This window comes from Pseudomonas sp. SWI7 (assembly GCF_006351945.1).
Taxonomy (GTDB): Bacteria; Pseudomonadota; Gammaproteobacteria; order Pseudomonadales; family Pseudomonadaceae; genus Aquipseudomonas; species Aquipseudomonas fulva.
Genome location: NZ_CP040930.1, coordinates 328,903 through 344,092 on the forward strand (window position 1 = coordinate 328,903; position 15,190 = coordinate 344,092).

14 protein-coding genes are annotated in these 15,190 nt (G+C 63.6%); 8 read left to right on the forward strand and 6 right to left on the reverse strand.

What is annotated here, in order from left to right:
• Window positions 1–44: 44 nt before the first annotated feature.
• Complete coding sequence (locus tag FH041_RS01555; protein ID WP_059183736.1) at window positions 45–605, forward strand: nitroreductase family protein; 561 nt, start codon at window positions 45–47, stop codon at window positions 603–605.
• A gap of 61 nt (window positions 606–666) precedes the next feature.
• Here FH041_RS01555 and FH041_RS01560 read toward each other — a convergent pair whose 3' ends face one another.
• The 5 genes from FH041_RS01560 to FH041_RS01580 all read right to left on the reverse strand — a co-directional run bounded on the left by FH041_RS01560 (window position 667) and on the right by FH041_RS01580 (window position 4,317).
• Window positions 667–2,001 carry a sensor histidine kinase gene (locus FH041_RS01560; RefSeq protein ID WP_111475165.1) on the reverse strand — a complete coding sequence of 445 codons (1,335 nt, stop codon included), beginning with the start codon at window positions 1,999–2,001 and terminating at the stop codon, window positions 667–669.
• Window positions 2,002–2,076: 75 nt separating this feature from the next.
• The gene (locus FH041_RS01565; protein WP_027915898.1) at window positions 2,077–2,493 is read right to left on the reverse strand and encodes a Spy/CpxP family protein refolding chaperone; all 417 of its coding nucleotides are present in this window, start codon (window positions 2,491–2,493) and stop codon (window positions 2,077–2,079) included.
• 134 nt (window positions 2,494–2,627) lie between these two features.
• The gene (locus FH041_RS01570) at window positions 2,628–3,305 is read right to left on the reverse strand and encodes a response regulator transcription factor (RefSeq protein ID WP_027915899.1); all 678 of its coding nucleotides are present in this window, start codon (window positions 3,303–3,305) and stop codon (window positions 2,628–2,630) included.
• A gap of 117 nt (window positions 3,306–3,422) precedes the next feature.
• Window positions 3,423–3,722 (reverse strand): YciI family protein, encoded by a 300-nt coding sequence (locus FH041_RS01575; RefSeq protein WP_027915900.1) that lies wholly within the window; start codon window positions 3,720–3,722, stop codon window positions 3,423–3,425.
• Between the two features lies 1 nt (window position 3,723).
• A complete protein-coding gene (locus FH041_RS01580) occupies window positions 3,724–4,317 on the reverse strand; it encodes a septation protein A (RefSeq protein ID WP_027915901.1) in 594 nt (197 codons plus the stop codon).
• Window positions 4,318–4,384: 67 nt separating this feature from the next.
• Here FH041_RS01580 and FH041_RS01585 point away from each other — a divergent pair, with 67 nt between their 5' ends.
• The 6 genes from FH041_RS01585 (at window position 4,385) to FH041_RS01610 (ending at window position 10,988) form a co-directional block, all read left to right on the forward strand.
• Window positions 4,385–5,245, forward strand: coding sequence for a PHP domain-containing protein (locus tag FH041_RS01585; protein ID WP_027915902.1), 861 nt, complete (start codon window positions 4,385–4,387; stop codon window positions 5,243–5,245).
• 13 nt (window positions 5,246–5,258) lie between these two features.
• The gene (locus tag FH041_RS01590; RefSeq protein WP_023533818.1) at window positions 5,259–5,888 is read left to right on the forward strand and encodes an L-threonylcarbamoyladenylate synthase; all 630 of its coding nucleotides are present in this window, start codon (window positions 5,259–5,261) and stop codon (window positions 5,886–5,888) included.
• 125 nt (window positions 5,889–6,013) lie between these two features.
• Window positions 6,014–6,739: a ScpA family protein gene (locus FH041_RS01595; protein WP_168199548.1), complete on the forward strand. Its 726-nt coding sequence runs from the start codon at window positions 6,014–6,016 to the stop codon at window positions 6,737–6,739.
• Window positions 6,726–7,502 carry an SMC-Scp complex subunit ScpB gene (gene scpB, locus FH041_RS01600; RefSeq protein ID WP_027915905.1) on the forward strand — a complete coding sequence of 259 codons (777 nt, stop codon included), beginning with the start codon at window positions 6,726–6,728 and terminating at the stop codon, window positions 7,500–7,502. The genes FH041_RS01595 and scpB overlap by 14 nt, the downstream gene beginning before the upstream one ends.
• Before the next feature lie 193 nt (window positions 7,503–7,695).
• Window positions 7,696–8,763 (forward strand): 23S rRNA pseudouridine(2605) synthase RluB, encoded by a 1,068-nt coding sequence (gene rluB / locus FH041_RS01605; RefSeq protein ID WP_028688030.1) that lies wholly within the window; start codon window positions 7,696–7,698, stop codon window positions 8,761–8,763.
• A gap of 806 nt (window positions 8,764–9,569) precedes the next feature.
• The gene (locus tag FH041_RS01610; protein WP_125922310.1) at window positions 9,570–10,988 is read left to right on the forward strand and encodes an amino acid permease; all 1,419 of its coding nucleotides are present in this window, start codon (window positions 9,570–9,572) and stop codon (window positions 10,986–10,988) included.
• 63 nt (window positions 10,989–11,051) lie between these two features.
• On the opposite strand, the gene FH041_RS01615 is transcribed toward FH041_RS01610, so the two are convergent.
• The gene (locus FH041_RS01615; protein WP_027915908.1) at window positions 11,052–11,936 is read right to left on the reverse strand and encodes a LysR substrate-binding domain-containing protein; all 885 of its coding nucleotides are present in this window, start codon (window positions 11,934–11,936) and stop codon (window positions 11,052–11,054) included.
• A 150-nt stretch (window positions 11,937–12,086) separates the two neighbouring features.
• Between FH041_RS01615 and FH041_RS01620 the strand changes: the two genes are divergently transcribed.
• Entirely contained in the window at window positions 12,087–15,107 is a 3,021-nt protein-coding gene (locus tag FH041_RS01620) for an FAD-binding and (Fe-S)-binding domain-containing protein (protein WP_140174125.1), read from the forward strand.
• Window positions 15,108–15,190 lie beyond the last annotated feature (83 nt).

The following is a 15,190-nucleotide window of genomic DNA, read 5'->3' on the forward strand; positions in this document are numbered from 1 at the left end:
GCCCTTGAGAATGGCCGCACATTCATGTTCCAGGAGGGTAGCCGATGGAGGCTCTCGACGCATTGCTCAACCGGGTTTCGGTCCCGCGCCTGACCGACCCTGCGCCCAACGATGCCCAGCGTGAGGCCTTGTTTCAGGCTGCGCTGCGCGCCCCGGACCACGGTCAGCTACGCCCGTGGCGCTTTCTGACCATCGAAGGCCAAGCACGCGAGCGGTTGGGTGAACTGTTCGCCAGCGCGGTTCAGAAGCGCGGTGATGCCAGTGAGACGGCATTGAGCAAGGCCCGCGCCATGCCGCTACGCGCGCCCTTGCTGATCGTGGTCATTGCCCATTTGCACAAGCAGCACCCCAAGGTCCCAGTGCTCGAGCAGCAACTGGCAGCAGGATGCGCCGCCCACGGCATACTGATTGCCGCGCACGCCCAGGGCGTGGGTGCCGTATGGCGTACCGGAGACCTGGCCTTCGATGCCCATGTTCATGAAGGCCTGGGCTTGGCAGAAAACGAGGAGCTGCTTGGCTTCCTGTATGTGGGTACGCCCATGACCGAGCCTCGCACGGCGCCTGTGCTCGCCACTGCCGACTTCGTCAGCGCCTGGGGCGACTGACCGCCCAGCCCGCCGCGTTTGACCCAAGCCGCTGGCCTTGGCGCAGGCCTGCGTGGTGGCGCTAGCTGCCAGGTGCTTCTGCCACCGGCAGCGCCAGGGTTGCGACAAAACCGCCTTGTGGATGGTTGGCCAGTATCAGTCGGCCGCCGTGGCGCTCTGCCGCCTTGCGTGCAATCGCCAGCCCAAGGCCGTGTCCAGGGGCTTTTTGCCCCGGCGCCCGGAAAAACGGCTCGCCCAGCTGGGCCAGGTGCTCAGCTGCCACGCCGGGGCCTCGGTCACGTACGCAGACCCTGAGCACGTCGTCCTCGCGCCAGGCGCTCAGCTCCACGGGTTGACCCGCGGGGGTAAAGCGCAGTGCATTGCGCAGCAGGTTGTCCACCGCACGCTCGATCAGGGTCGGCCAACCTTGCAAGGTCAACCCGGGTTGCGCTTCGAGGCGCACGTCATGCTCGGGTGCCGTCAGTTGCGCGTCCTTGCGCACGCTGCCCAGTAGCGCGTTGAGATCGACCGTTTCGGCATGGGCCTGGTCGGCATCCACGCGCGCCAGGGTCAAAATCTCACTGATCAGGTCTTCCAGCCGGTCGCATTCGCGGGTCAGGCGCGGCCACAAGGCCTGGCGTTGCTGCGGCTCGGCACGTTCGGCCAGGGCCAGGGCGATGCGCAGACGGGCCAGCGGAGAGCGCAGCTCGTGGGACACATCGCGCAGCAACTGGCGCTGGCTGGCGATGGTGCTCTGCAAGCGAGCACCCATCTTGTTGAAATCCTTGGCCAGGACGCCGAATTCGTCGCGCCTGCCGGCCAGTTGCGCCAGGCTGTTCTGCTGGTAGGTACTCTGCCCCAGGTCGTGCACCGCGCCACGCAAGCGGCTCAGGGGGCGGGTAATGGACAGTGTGACGAACAGGCTGAACAGGGTCAGCACCACCAGGGCGATGCCCAGTGCGCTCAGCGGCCAGAGCAGGCTCTCGCGGTGCCAGGCATCGAGGGCAGGGTGAGGGATGCGGTAGATCAGCAGGTAGGACGCCTTGCTCTCGGGGCTGGTGTATTCCTCGGTCAGGCGGCGCCACGGCAGGCGCCGCTCATCGTTGTGCTGCCTGGCTTCGAGTGCAGCCGCGCGCCGGGGAAAGGTGCCTGGCACCACGGCGTCGCCGCTGTCGTCCAGCACTTGCACGTCGATCTTGTAGCGCGCCTTGCGCTTTTCGAGAAAATGCTGCGCTGCGTCCGGGCCTTCCTGTTCGTAGTGCCTGGCCCATTGGCTGGCCAACGTGTTCAGCCCCGGGTGACGGCTTAGAATCCAGGCGTCCTGGTTGAGCGTGTGCGCCAGCAATATCGACAGCCCAGCTACCAGGGCGATGGCGAGCCAGAAGCTGGCCAGGATGCGCCAGAACAGTGAACGCACGTAGACCTCCCCAAACGATGAAAGCCCGCCGTGCACCAGGCGAACCTGGCGCACAGCGGGCGCTGACAGTGGAGCTTACTGGGACTTGCCGGCTTTTTCAGCTTTCCAGGCCTGGAACTCCTGCCACTCCGCTTTCTTGGCGGCGCGTTCCTTTTGCAGTTCGTCGAACTTCTTTTGCTGGTCTGGCTTGAGCAGGTTGCGTACCGCAGCGTCGGTCTTGTCGCGGCTGGCCTGCATCTCTTCTTTCATGGCTTTCTGATCGGCCGCCGGCAGCTTGCCAAGGTAACGCTCGGTGATGTCGTGGCGCTGCTTCATCTGATCGCCCATCAGCTTGCCGATCTGGTCGCGCTGTTCGCGGCTCAGGTCCAGTTCGTGGAAGGCCGGGCCGCCGCGATGATGCGGGCCATCATGGCGCGGGCCGCCGTCGGGCATGGCCATGGCAACGGTGGGCAGTGCGGCGGCGAACAGCAGGGCGGTAAGGGTCTTGCGCATGGTGTCTCTCCTGTCATGGGCCGGCGATCACCGGATGAGCACAGTCTAGGGAGATGATCGTCAAGCGCGGTCAGGGCACGGTAAAGGGAACGTAAAGGCCAGTTCCCTTTCCTGGCATCAGACTGACGCAAGTACTACAGGCAGTAGTAGTAGCCGCGGCTGCGCAAGGCGATGATGCGGGGGCGGCCGTCGGCGTGCGGGCCGATCTTCTTGCGCAGGTTGCTCACGTGCATGTCCAGGCTGCGGTCGTAGAGCGTCAGCCGGCGACCAAGGCCGATCTGCGCCAGCGCCTGTTTGTCCAGAGGCTCGCCCGGTTGGCGCAGCAATGCTTCAAGAATGCGGCTCTCGGACAGGGTCAGGGTCAGCTCGCGACCGTCGATGCTGGCCACCCCGCGGGCAGGGCTGTAGACCAGGTCGCCCAATTCCAGCTGGCTGGTGGCCGGGGCTGGATGGCTGCGGCGCAACACGGCGCGCAGCCGCGCAGTCAGCTCGCGTGGGTCGCACGGCTTTGCCAGGTAGTCGTCGGCGCCCAGTTCAAGGCCCAGGATGCGGTCCAGCGGCTCGCCGCGGGCCGACAGCATCACCACGGGCAGGTCGGCATGCTCGCTGCGCAGGCGCTTGAGCAGTTCAAGACCGCTACCGTCGGGCAGCATCACATCCAGTACCACGGCCGCTGGCGCACGTTCGGCCAACGCCTGGCGTGCAGCCTGGCCATCGTGGCAGGCCCGCACAGTGAACCCTTCCTGGGTCAGCCAGCTGCTGAGCAGCTCGCACAGCTCCTGGTCGTCATCAATCAGTAACAGCTCGCTCATGACTCACTCAATTCAACCATTGACGGCGACGCGTTGGTCCGCCAGCCGGAAAGATACCCCAGTCTTGAGGTCAGCTGCCAACTGGCGATGCCAAGCACGCCTTCTAGGCGAGGTGTTTCAAGGCAGCACTTGCTTGAAGGGCTTGACCACGACCTGGTCGTAGACGCCGGCAGCGATGTAGGGATCGGCATCGGCCCAGGCTTGGGCGGCGGTCAGGGAATCGAACTCGGCCACGATCAGGCTGCCGCTGAAGCCTGCCTCGCCTGGGTCGTTGCTGTCGATGGCCGGGTGCGGGCCGGCCAGTACCACCCGGCCTTCTGCCTTGAGCTGCTGAAGGCGCTCGATGTGGGCCGGGCGCGCAGCCAGGCGTTTTTCCAGGGAGTTAGCGACGTCGCTGGCAATGATGGCGTAGAGCATGTCAGTCCTTGGGTTTGGAGGCAGAGGAGGTATCTTGCAGGTGGCGCGACAGGTACAGCCCTTGTGCCACCAGGAACAGCACGGTCATGCCCAGGCTGCCGAACACCTTGAAGTCGACCCAGAACGCTGGGAAGGTGAAGGCGACGAACAGGTTGGCGGCGCCGCAGAACAGAAAGAACGCGATCCAGGCGAGGTTCAGGCGGGCCCAGATGGCATCGGGCAAGGTCAGCGCATGGCCCATGATGCGCTTGATCAGTACCCGGTCGCCGATGAAGTGGCTACCGGCGAAGGCCAGGGCGAACAGCCAGTTCACCACCGGCGCCTTCCACTTGAGGAAGGTTTCGCTGTGAAAGGCCAGGGTCAGGCCGCCAAACACCAGGCAGGCGACCAGCGTCAGCCACTGGCCTTTCTCGAGCTTGCGCTGGCGCAGGAATAACGCGCCGTACACCACCAGCGAGCTGATGATCAGCATGGCAGTGGCACTGTAGATACCACCGAATTCGAAGCTGTGCCCGGCCAGCTCGACGGGCCGTGGGTCCAGTTTGTAGACGATGAAGAACAGCAGCAGCGGGATGAAATCGATGAATTGTTTCACAATGGCAGCCAGAACCGGGATGTGACGGCATAATAACAAACATCGAATCCAGCGAAAGCGCTACTCCATGAATGTTGATCTGCACTGTCACAGCACGGCCTCCGACGGCGCCCTGTCGCCTTCGGCCCTGGTCGCCCGGGCCTTCGAGCATGGGGTGCGTACGCTGGCGCTCACCGACCACGATACCCTCGAAGGCCTGGCCGAAGCCCGCCAGGCCTGCCGCGAGCACGGCATGCAATGGGTCAGCGGCGTCGAGCTGTCCTGTACCTGGGGCGGCGCAACCATCCACATACTCGGTTACAACTTCCCCGTAGATGCACCGCCCTTGCTGGCGGCGATCGAGGCCCTGCACCGTGGCCGCTGGTTGCGTGCCGAGGAAATCGACAAGCGCCTGGCAGCCAAGGGCATGCCAGGGACGCTGGCAGGTGCCCGGCAAATCCAGCAGGCGCTCGGTGACAGTGGCAATGCCCCGGCCCGGCCACATTTTGCCGACTACCTGGTGCATGCCGGCCACGTCAAAGACCGGGGCGAGGCCTTCCGCAAATGGCTCGGTGCCGGCAAGCTCGGTGACGTCAAGCAACATTGGCCATCGTTGGAGGAAACCGTTGCCACCCTGCGCCAGTCCAACGCATGGGTGAGCCTGGCGCATCCCATGCATTACGAGCTGACGCGCAGCAAGCGCAGGCGGCTGATTGCCGACTATATTCAGGCAGGCGGGCAGGCGCTTGAAGTGGTCAATGGGATGATGCCGGCCGAGCAGGTGGGCACCCTGTCCATCCTCACCCGTGAGTTCGGGCTGCTGGCAAGTGCTGGCAGTGACTTCCACGGCCCCGGCACCTGGGGCGAAATCGGTGCCTATCGGCCTTTGCCCGAGGACCTGCCACCTGTGTGGCACCGTTTCAGCCATGAACAGCCATTGCCGGTTTGAACAGGACGACGACGTGAGCCAATTTTTCCAGATTCACCCGGAAAACCCACAGCCGCGACTGATACGCCAGGCGGTCGAGATCATCCGCAAGGGTGGGGTAGTGGTCTACCCCACCGACTCGGCCTATGCGCTGGGTTGCCAGATCGGTGACAAGTCGGCCATCGAGCGGGTGCGCCGTTTGCGCGGGCTGGACAAGACCCACAATTTCACCCTGATGTGCTGCGACATGTCCCAGTTGGGCTTGTACGCCAAGGTCGATACGGGCACCTTCCGCCTGCTCAAGGCCCATGTGCCGGGGCCCTACACCTTCATTCTCAACGGCACGCGCGAAGTGCCGCGCCTGTTGTTGCATGAAAAACGCCGCACCATCGGCCTGCGCGTGCCGGACCATGCCATTACCCTGGCACTGCTTGCCGAGCTGGGTGAGCCCTTGATGAGCGTGAGCCTGATCCTGCCCGGCGACGCCGAACCCATGACCGACCCCTACGAAATTCGCCAGCGTCTGGAGCACCATGTCGACCTGGTCATCGATGGCGGCTACGGTGACCTCAAGGCGTCGACCATCATCGACCTGTCAGGCGATGAACCCGAACTGATTCGCGAAGGCTGCGGCGACCCTACTCCGTTCATGGTCAACGCGTGACCGCCGAGCCGTTCGCCCAGGCAGCGGCCGAGCCGGCCGAGCTGCCAGGCCAGTTGCAGCTCGCGCTGGTCTACGGCGAGGCCGTGACCGAGCTGCCGCTGGACTTGTACATACCCCCCGATGCCCTGGAGGTCATTCTCGAAGCGTTCGAAGGGCCTTTGGACCTGCTGCTGTACCTGATTCGCAAGCAGAACATCGATATCCTCGATATCCCGGTGGCAGAAATCACTCGCCAGTACATGGGCTACGTCGAGTTGATGAAAACCGTGCGCCTTGAGCTGGCTGCCGAATACTTGGTGATGGCCGCCATGCTGGCCGAAATCAAGTCGCGCATGTTGCTGCCGCGCAGCGTCACGGTCGAGGGGGAGGAGGGCGACCCACGCGCCGAGCTGATCCGACGTCTGCAGGAGTATGAACGCTTCAAGGCGGCCGCCGAAGGCCTGGACGGGTTGCCCAGGGTCGGTCGTGACCTGGTCGTGCCGTGCCTGGAGGCGCCCCAGGCAAAGGTACGCAAGCTGTTGCCGCAGGTCAGCCTGCCGGAGCTGCTGGCGTCCATGGCCGAAGTGATGCGCCGCAACGACCTGTTCGAAAGCCACCAGATCAGCCGAGAGACCCTGTCGACCCGGGAACGCATGGGGCAGGTGCTGGAACGCTTGAAAGACGGTGGTTTCGTGCCCTTCATCGATCTGTTCGCGCCCGATGAAGGCAAGCTGGGGGTGGTGGTCACGTTCATGGCTGTGTTGGAGCTGGTGAAGGAAACCCTCGTCGAACTGGTGCAAAATGAAGCCTTTGCCGCCATCCATGTGCGGTTACGCCCTGCTCCTGCCGAAGACGCCCATGAACCTGAATGACCCCCGCGACCTGGCCCCGTTGATCGAAGCCTTCCTGCTGGCCTCTGGCAAGCCTCAATCGCTTGAGCGCTTGTACGAGCTGTTCGAGGAGCCCGAGCGGCCCGAGCCGAAGACGTTCAAGCGAGCACTCGAGGTGCTAGGCAAATCGTGCGCCGGTCGGGCGTTCGAGCTCAAGGAGGTGGCCAACGGTTATCGGCTGCAGATTCGCGAGGATTACGCGCCTTGGGTCGGCCGGCTGTGGGAAGAGCGCCCGCAGCGCTATTCTCGGGCGCTGCTCGAGACCCTGGCGCTGATTGCCTACCGCCAGCCCATCACCCGTGGCGAAATCGAGGACGTGCGTGGCGTCGCGGTCAATAGCAACATCGTCAAGACGTTGGTCGAGCGCGAGTGGATCCGTGTAGTGGGCCACCGGGAAGTGCCCGGACGGCCGGCTCTGTTTGCCACGACCAAGGCATTCCTGGACCATTTCAACCTTCGCAGCCTGGATGAGCTGCCAGCGCTGGCCGAATTGCGCGAGATGGAACCCGAGCCCTTGCTCGACCCGGACGATGCCCCGGTACCGGCGCACCTGCAGGCCCTGGCCGACGCCAGCCTGGGCGAGGACGAGGAGGCTGAGCCGGTCAAGGACGAGACCAGCTTTCGCAGCCTGCTCGTGGAGCTCGACGCCATGGAGCAGGGCCTCAAGACCGATTTCGACGATGTGCTCCAGCACGACCCTGATGCCGAAACGCCGTTGGAGGGGGAGCCGAGCGAGCAGGCCTGATCGCCTCAACTCGATCTGCTGTGGCCATGGGCCAGGCCGTCGAGCAGGGCCCGCCTGGCAGAAAGTCGTGGCAGAGGGTGGAAAAGCTTCTACCCTCCCATGCATTCAGGCGGCGAACCACGTATGATGCGCGGCCTTTTGGCGCGTTCGTTGCCAGAAACCTGTTTTCATTCCTACACCGGGAGGTGCCCAGATGAGTGAGCAAGACCTGCAAGATACCCAGATCACCCCACCTGTTGGCGAGAAGCTGCAGAAAGTCCTCGCGCGTATTGGCGTGGGCTCGCGCCGTGACGTCGAGGCCTGGATCAGCCAGGGCCGCATCAAGGTCAACGGCGTTGCAGCCACCCTTGGCCAGCGAGTCGACCTGCATGACGCCATTGCCGTCGACGGCAAGCTGATCAAGCGTGAAGAAGCGGCCGAGGCGACGCGCCGGGTGATCATGTACAACAAGCCCGATGGCGAGATCTGCACCCGCGATGACCCGGAAGGTCGCCCGACCGTGTTCGATCGCCTGCCGCGTCCCAAGGAAGGTCGCTGGATCAACATCGGCCGTCTGGACATCAACACCACCGGCTTGCTGCTGTTCACTACCGACGGTGAACTGGCCAACCGCCTGATGCACCCGTCCTACGAAATGGACCGCGAATATGCCGTGCGCGTACGTGGGGAAGTGGATGACGAGATGATCGAGCGCCTGAAGGCGGGTGTCATGCTCGAAGACGGCCCCGCCAAGTTCACCGACATCCAGAAGGCACCAGGCGGCGAAGGCTTCAACCACTGGTACCACTGCGTGGTGATGGAAGGCCGCAACCGTGAGGTGCGTCGCCTGTGGGAGTCGCAGGGCATGGTGGTCAGCCGCCTGAAGCGTGTGCGCTTTGGCCCGGTGTTCCTCAACTCGGATTTGCCCATGGGCCGCTGGCGGGAAATGACCCAGGGTGAAATCGACATCCTGGCGGCCGAGGTGGGCTTGCAGCCCGTGGCGTTGCCGGCCTTGAAGCTCAAGGCCAAGGACAAGATGGAGCGTCTGCAGCGCAAATCGTCCCGCCCCCTGGGTCGAGGTGAGCGCGTGCGCAGCCTGCGCCCGGCCCAGGACGGCGCGGCGGCCGGCGAGCGTCCAGCACGCCCGGCGCGCGAAGAATCGCCGCGCAAAGGCAACCGTGGCAGCGCAGTGGCCGAGCGCCCGAGCGAAATGCGCAAGCGCCCGGCCAAGCCCGAGGGTGACAAGCCTGCAGGCCGTGGTCGCGGCAAGCCACGCGGCTGAGGCATTCGGAGCCATTGTTGGCCCTTGCTTAATTACCGACGCTGAACACATTGGGGCTGCTACGCAGCCCATTGCCCGCAAGCCGGCTTCTGCAAAAGGCGAATATCTCGCGCTGAGCAGGAGCCAGTGGCCAACGATGGGGCGCGAAGCGGCCCCAATGTGCAGCCCGCTAAATGATGCATGCCTTGCCAGATGCACCCTGCCAGAGGGTGCGAGTGTGCTGATCTGACTCAACTCATGGTCGGCCGTAACCCATTGGGCGCAAAGCCATTTCGTTAGTCTGGCAACTTATATTTCCAGCTTGTAAGGTTTTGTTTACAAGCCTTGGCTGATTCTCGCAGCAAATCAGAAAAAGTCCCCGTCCGTAAAGAAAGCTTGCCGAAGCCCCTCTCTCCGGTTGCGTCCTCAGCCCTTCACCTCCCTTGCTTAAACCCCCGCTCCACGGTGTTATAGCCCTCATTGCCCCGTGCAACAGCCCGCCGCAGAGCCGGTTGATAAAACAACAAATGGAGGCGCCATGTACGCCGATCAACTCGCCCACAAAGGCCATTACCTCAGGAACGCTGCGTTTTTTCCGCCGGAAACCACGCAACGCGTTGACGCCTGCGCGCTTGCAGGGTTATACAGTGCGCCGCGTTTTACCTGTGACCCCCTTGCGTACCGCGCACTCCTGACCCCGCCCGGTTGACTCGACCGCGCAGCTGTACCTTCAGGAAACAAGGTGACCACCTTGCCCATTCCGCTGCGCCACGAGCGCGGTGGGTCCGATTCCGTCACAGATAAAAACAATGCAGGTGACTTCGTTCATGAGTGGACACGACAAGCATTCAGGCGAGCTCAAGCGGGGCCTGAAGAACCGCCATATTCAGTTGATCGCCCTGGGAGGCGCCATCGGTACCGGCCTGTTCCTGGGTTCGGCGGGCGTGATGAAATCCGCCGGCCCGTCGATGATCCTGGGCTACGCGATCTGTGGTTTCATCGCTTTCATGATCATGCGCCAGCTCGGCGAAATGATCGTCGAGGAGCCCGTGGCCGGCTCGTTCAGCCATTTCGCCCATACCTACTGGGGTGGCTTCCCCGGCTTCCTGTCGGGCTGGAACTGCTGGGTGCTGTACATCCTGGTGGGCATGTCCGAATTGTCCGCCGTGGGCAAGTACGTGCACTACTGGTGGCCGGAAATCCCTACCTGGGTAACAGCCGCTGCGTTCTTCGTGCTGATCAACGCCATCAACCTGATGAACGTGAAGTTCTTCGGCGAAGCTGAGTTCTGGTTTGCCATCATCAAGGTGGTGGCCATTGTCAGCATGATCGGCCTGGGTGCCTACCTGCTGACCAGCGGCAGTGGCGGGCCTGACGCGACCGTGGCCAACCTGTGGTCGCACGGTGGCTTCTTCCCCCATGGGGTCAGTGGCCTGGTGATGGCCCTGGCGTTCATCATGTTCTCGTTCGGGGGGCTGGAGATGCTCGGCTTTACGGCCGCAGAAGCCGACAAGCCCAAGACCGTGATCCCCAAGGCCATCAACCAGGTCATCTACCGCATCCTGATCTTCTACGTCGGTGCCTTGGTGATCCTGCTGTCGCTCACGCCGTGGGACACCTTGGTCGCCAGCATCGATGCCTCCGGCGGCAGCTACGGCAGCAGCCCGTTCGTGCAGGTGTTCTCGTTGCTGGGCAGCGATGTGGCCGCCAACCTGCTGAACTTCGTGGTCCTGACCGCGGCCTTGTCGGTGTACAACAGCGGTACCTATTGCAATGCCCGCATGCTGCTGGGCATGGCCGAGCAGGGCGATGCGCCGGCTGCCTTGGCCAAGGTCGACAAGCGTGGCGTACCGGTGCGTTCGATTCTGGTGTCCGCGGCCGTGACCCTGATCGCCGTGCTGCTCAACTACCTGATGCCTTCCAGCGCGCTGGAGCTGCTGATGTCGCTGGTCGTGGCTACCCTGGTGATCAACTGGGCCATGATCAGCTACTCGCACCTCAAGTTCCGTCAGCACCTCAATCGCACGGGTCAGAAACCCCTGTTCAAGGCGCTGTGGTACCCCTACGGCAACTACGTGGTGCTGGCCTTCGTGGTCTTGATCCTGGGCATCATGCTGCAGATTCCGGGTATCCAGGTGTCCGTCTACGCCATCCCGGTCTGGTTGCTCTGCATGTTCGTAGCTTATGTCATCAAGTCACGGCGTAAGGGCGTCATCACTGAAGCCGTTAGCAGCGCCGCCAAATAAGCGTCGTACAGTCGCCTGTAAAACCCGAAGCGTCGACCGCTTCGGGTTTTTCTTTTCTGCGCGTCAGATCTGTTCCAGCAGCCACGCCCTGAATGCCCGTAGCGAAGGTAGCGCTTCGTTGCGCGGCGGATAGATCAGGTAATAGCTGCGTTGACTGGCGAATGCCAGGCCTGGGCTGTACAGCGCCCCTTTGGCCAGCTCGTCTTCCACGAGCACGCGGGGCACCAGGCCCACACCAATCCCCGCCTGCACGGCCTGAATCAAGTGCGAGGTCAACTCGAAGCTTGGCCCCAGGCGCATGCTTCGGTGGGGCAGGCCATGGTGCGAGAACCATTCACCCCAGGCATGGGGGTTGTTGGCCACGTTCAACAGTAACTGCTCGCTGATGCGGGTGGGGCTCCAGTGCGGTTGTTCGTTTGCGGCCTGGGCCGGAAGGATCACCAGCAGTTCCTCGGCATGCAGGCGGTGGCTGATCAGCCCTGGCAGGTCACCGCTGGCCACGCCAATGGCTGCATCGATCTCGCTGGTGTCGAAGTCGATGGCTTCGATACGCGAATGCAAGTGCACAAGCATGCCAGGGTGCGCCTTGTAGAAGTCGTTCAGGCGCGGCAACAGCCATTTGGAGCCAAAGGTGGGCAAGGTGGCCAGGCGCAAAGTGCCGACCCCGGACTGATAGGCCAGCGCCTGTAGGGTCGCGCCCCGAATGCGGCCCAGTGCTTCGCTGAGCTCGCGTTGGTACAGGCGGCCGACGTCCGTCAATCGTACCTGGCGACCCTCGCGGCGAAACAGGGTCAGACCCAACTGCTGTTCCAGCGCCTGAACTTGCCGGCTGACCGCGCTCTGGGTCAGCGACAGTTCAGTGGCCGCGCGGGTGTAGCTCTGGTGCCGGGCGGCCGCCTCGAAGGCCAGCAGCAGAGACATGGACGGGGTTAGGTGGCGGTAATTCATTCATGAAAGTCATCGATAGCGGCAGGATTATCCGTTTGCCCCTGGCGCAAAACTACAGGAACATTGCCACATTCGTCACTGTTGCCGGCGCCACCCATGCCGCCACGACATCTTTTCCGTGAACCCGCCCTATTCCGAGGCCGTCCTTCGATGATCGCCCAGCTGCCTACCGTTGCACCTGACGCCGACTACCCGGCATTCCTCAAAGCCCTGCATGACAGTGGCTTTCGTGGCCAGATCAGCGCCGACTACGGTACCCGAACCGTCCTGGCCACCGACAATTCCATCTACCAGCGTCTGCCGCAGGCTGCGGTGTTTCCACTGGACGCCGATGATGTGGCGCGCGTCGCCACGCTGATGGGCGAGTCGCGCTTCCAGGCGATCAAGCTGACCCCGCGCGGTGGCGGCACAGGCACCAATGGCCAGTCGTTGACCGATGGCGTGGTCGTGGATTTGTCGCGGCACATGAACGGCATCCTCGAAATCAATGTCGAGCAGCGTTGGGTGCGGGTGCAGGCCGGTGTGGTCAAGGATCAGCTCAACGTCGCCCTCAAGCCCCATGGCTTGTTCTTCGCGCCTGAACTGTCCACTTCGAACCGCGCGACCGTGGGTGGCATGATCAACACCGACGCCAGCGGGCAGGGCAGTTGCACCTATGGCAAAACGCGCGACCATGTGCTTGAGCTGCACAGCATCCTGCTCGGGGGTGAGCGCCTGCACAGCCTGCCGCTTGACGAAGACGCGTTGCAGGCAGCGTGTACGGCGCCCGGTCGCGTGGGTCAGGTGTACCGCACGGCCCTGGATATCTGGGACACCCAGGCTGAACTCATCCGCACCACCTTTCCCCCGCTCAATCGCTGCCTGACCGGCTACGACCTGGCGCACCTGCGAGACGAGCAAGGCCGCTTCAACCTCAACAGCGTACTGTGCGGCGCCGAAGGGTCGCTGGGGTATGTGGTCGAGGCAAAGCTCAACGTGCTGCCGATTCCCAAGTATGCTGCCCTGGTGAACGTACGGTACGCCAGCTTCATGGATGCGCTGCGCGATGCCAATGCCTTGATGGCGCAGCGGCCATTGTCCATCGAGACCGTCGATTCCAAAGTGCTTGGGCTGGCGATGAAGGACATTGTCTGGCACAGCGTCGCCGAGTATTTCCCGGCCGACCCCGAGCGCCCCACGCTGGGCATCAACCTGGTCGAGTTCTGCGGTGATGACCCCGTCGAGGTCAACGCAAAGGTCCAGGCCTTCATCGATCACCTGCGTGTCGACACCAGCGTCGAGCGCCTTGGCCATACGCTGGCCGAGGGGGCTGAGGCGGTGACCCGCGTCTACGCCATGCGCAAGCGCTCGGTTGGCCTGCTGGGCAACGTCGAAGGCGAAGTGCGGCCGCAGCCGTTCGTCGAGGACACGGCGGTGCCACCGGAAAAACTTGCCGACTACATCGCCGAGTTCCGTGCCTTGCTCGACGGCTACGGGTTGGCGTACGGCATGTTCGGGCACGTCGATGCCGGGGTTCTGCATGTGCGCCCTGCGCTGGACATGAAGGACCCGGCCCAGGCGGCATTGGTCAAGCCTGTCTCCGATGCAGTAGCTGCCTTGACCCGTCGCTACGGCGGTCTGTTGTGGGGCGAGCACGGCAAGGGCCTGCGCTCGGAGTACGTGCCCGAGTACTTTGGCGAGCTGTACCCGGCACTGCAGCGCCTCAAAGGCGCGTTCGATCCGCACAACCAGCTCAACCCCGGCAAGATCTGCACGCCGCTCGGGGCCAGCGAGGGCCTGACCAAGGTCGATGGCGTGACCTTGCGCGGCGAGCTGGATCGCACCATCGATGAGCGGGTCTGGCAGGCCTATGGCAGCGCCGTGCATTGCAACGGCAACGGTGCCTGCTACAACTACGACCCGAACGACGCCATGTGCCCGTCGTGGAAGGCGACCCGTGAACGTCGGCACTCGCCCAAGGGGCGGGCTTCGCTCATGCGCGAATGGTTGCGTCTGCAAGGCGAGGCGGGGGTCGATGTACTGGAGGTGGCGCGCAAGCCGGTGTCCTGGGTCAAAGGGCTGCCAGCGCGGTTGCGCAACGAGCGGGCGCGGCGCCAGGGGCAGGAAGATTTTTCCCATGAAGTCTATGACGCCATGGCTGGCTGCCTGGCGTGCAAATCCTGCGCAGGACAATGCCCGATCAAAGTCAACGTACCTGACTTCCGCTCGCGCTTTCTCGAGCTGTACCACACCCGTTACCAGCGCCCCTTGCGCGACTACCTGATCGGGTCGCTGGAATTCACCATCCCGTACCTGGCCCATGCGCCTGGTCTGTACAACGCGGTGATGGGCTCGAAATGGGTCAGCCGTCTGCTGGCCGAGCAGGTGGGCATGGTCGATAGCCCGTTGATCAGCCGGTTCAACTTCCAGGCGACCCTGACGCGCTGTGGCGTGGGCGTGGCCACTGTGCCGGCGCTACGCGAACTGACGCCCGCCCAGCGCGAGCGCAGCATCGTGCTGGTGCAGGATGCATTCACCCGCTACTTTGAGACGCCGTTGCTGTCGGCATTCATCGACCTGGCGCATCGCCTGGGCCACAAGGTTTTCCTGGCACCGTACAGTGCCAATGGCAAGCCGCTGCATGTTCAGGGCTTTCTGGGTGCCTTCGCCAAGGCCGCCGTGCGCAACGCCACCCAGCTCAAGGCGCTGGCCGACTGCGGGGTGCCGTTGGTCGGGCTGGATCCGGCCATGACCCTCGTCTATCGCCAGGAATACCCGAAAGTGCCTGGGCTCGAAGGGTGCCCCACCGTGCTGTTGCCTCAGGAGTGGCTGCTGAGCGCGTTGCCCGAGCAAGCGGCAGGGAGCACGTCCACCTTCCGCCTGTTGGCCCATTGCACCGAGAAGACCAACGCCCCTGCCAGCACCCGGCAATGGGAGCAGGTGTTCGAACGCATGGGGCTCAAGCTGATCACCGAGGCCACCGGGTGCTGCGGCATGTCGGGTACCTATGGGCACGAGGCGCGCAATCAGCAGACCTCGAAGGACATCTTCGAGCAGTCGTGGGCGCTGAAACTGGATAAGGAAGGGGAGCCCTTGGCGACCGGCTATTCCTGCCGCAGTCAGGTCAAGCGCATGGCCGGGCGGCCGATGCGTCATCCATTGGAAGTGGTGTTGCAGTTCGCCAGGCGCTGAAGGGAGACTTGCTCGACCGAGCGGTGTGAAAACGTGCTGAAGCGCCAGGTGTCGATCAGCCGTTTTCACACAGCCAGTGCGCG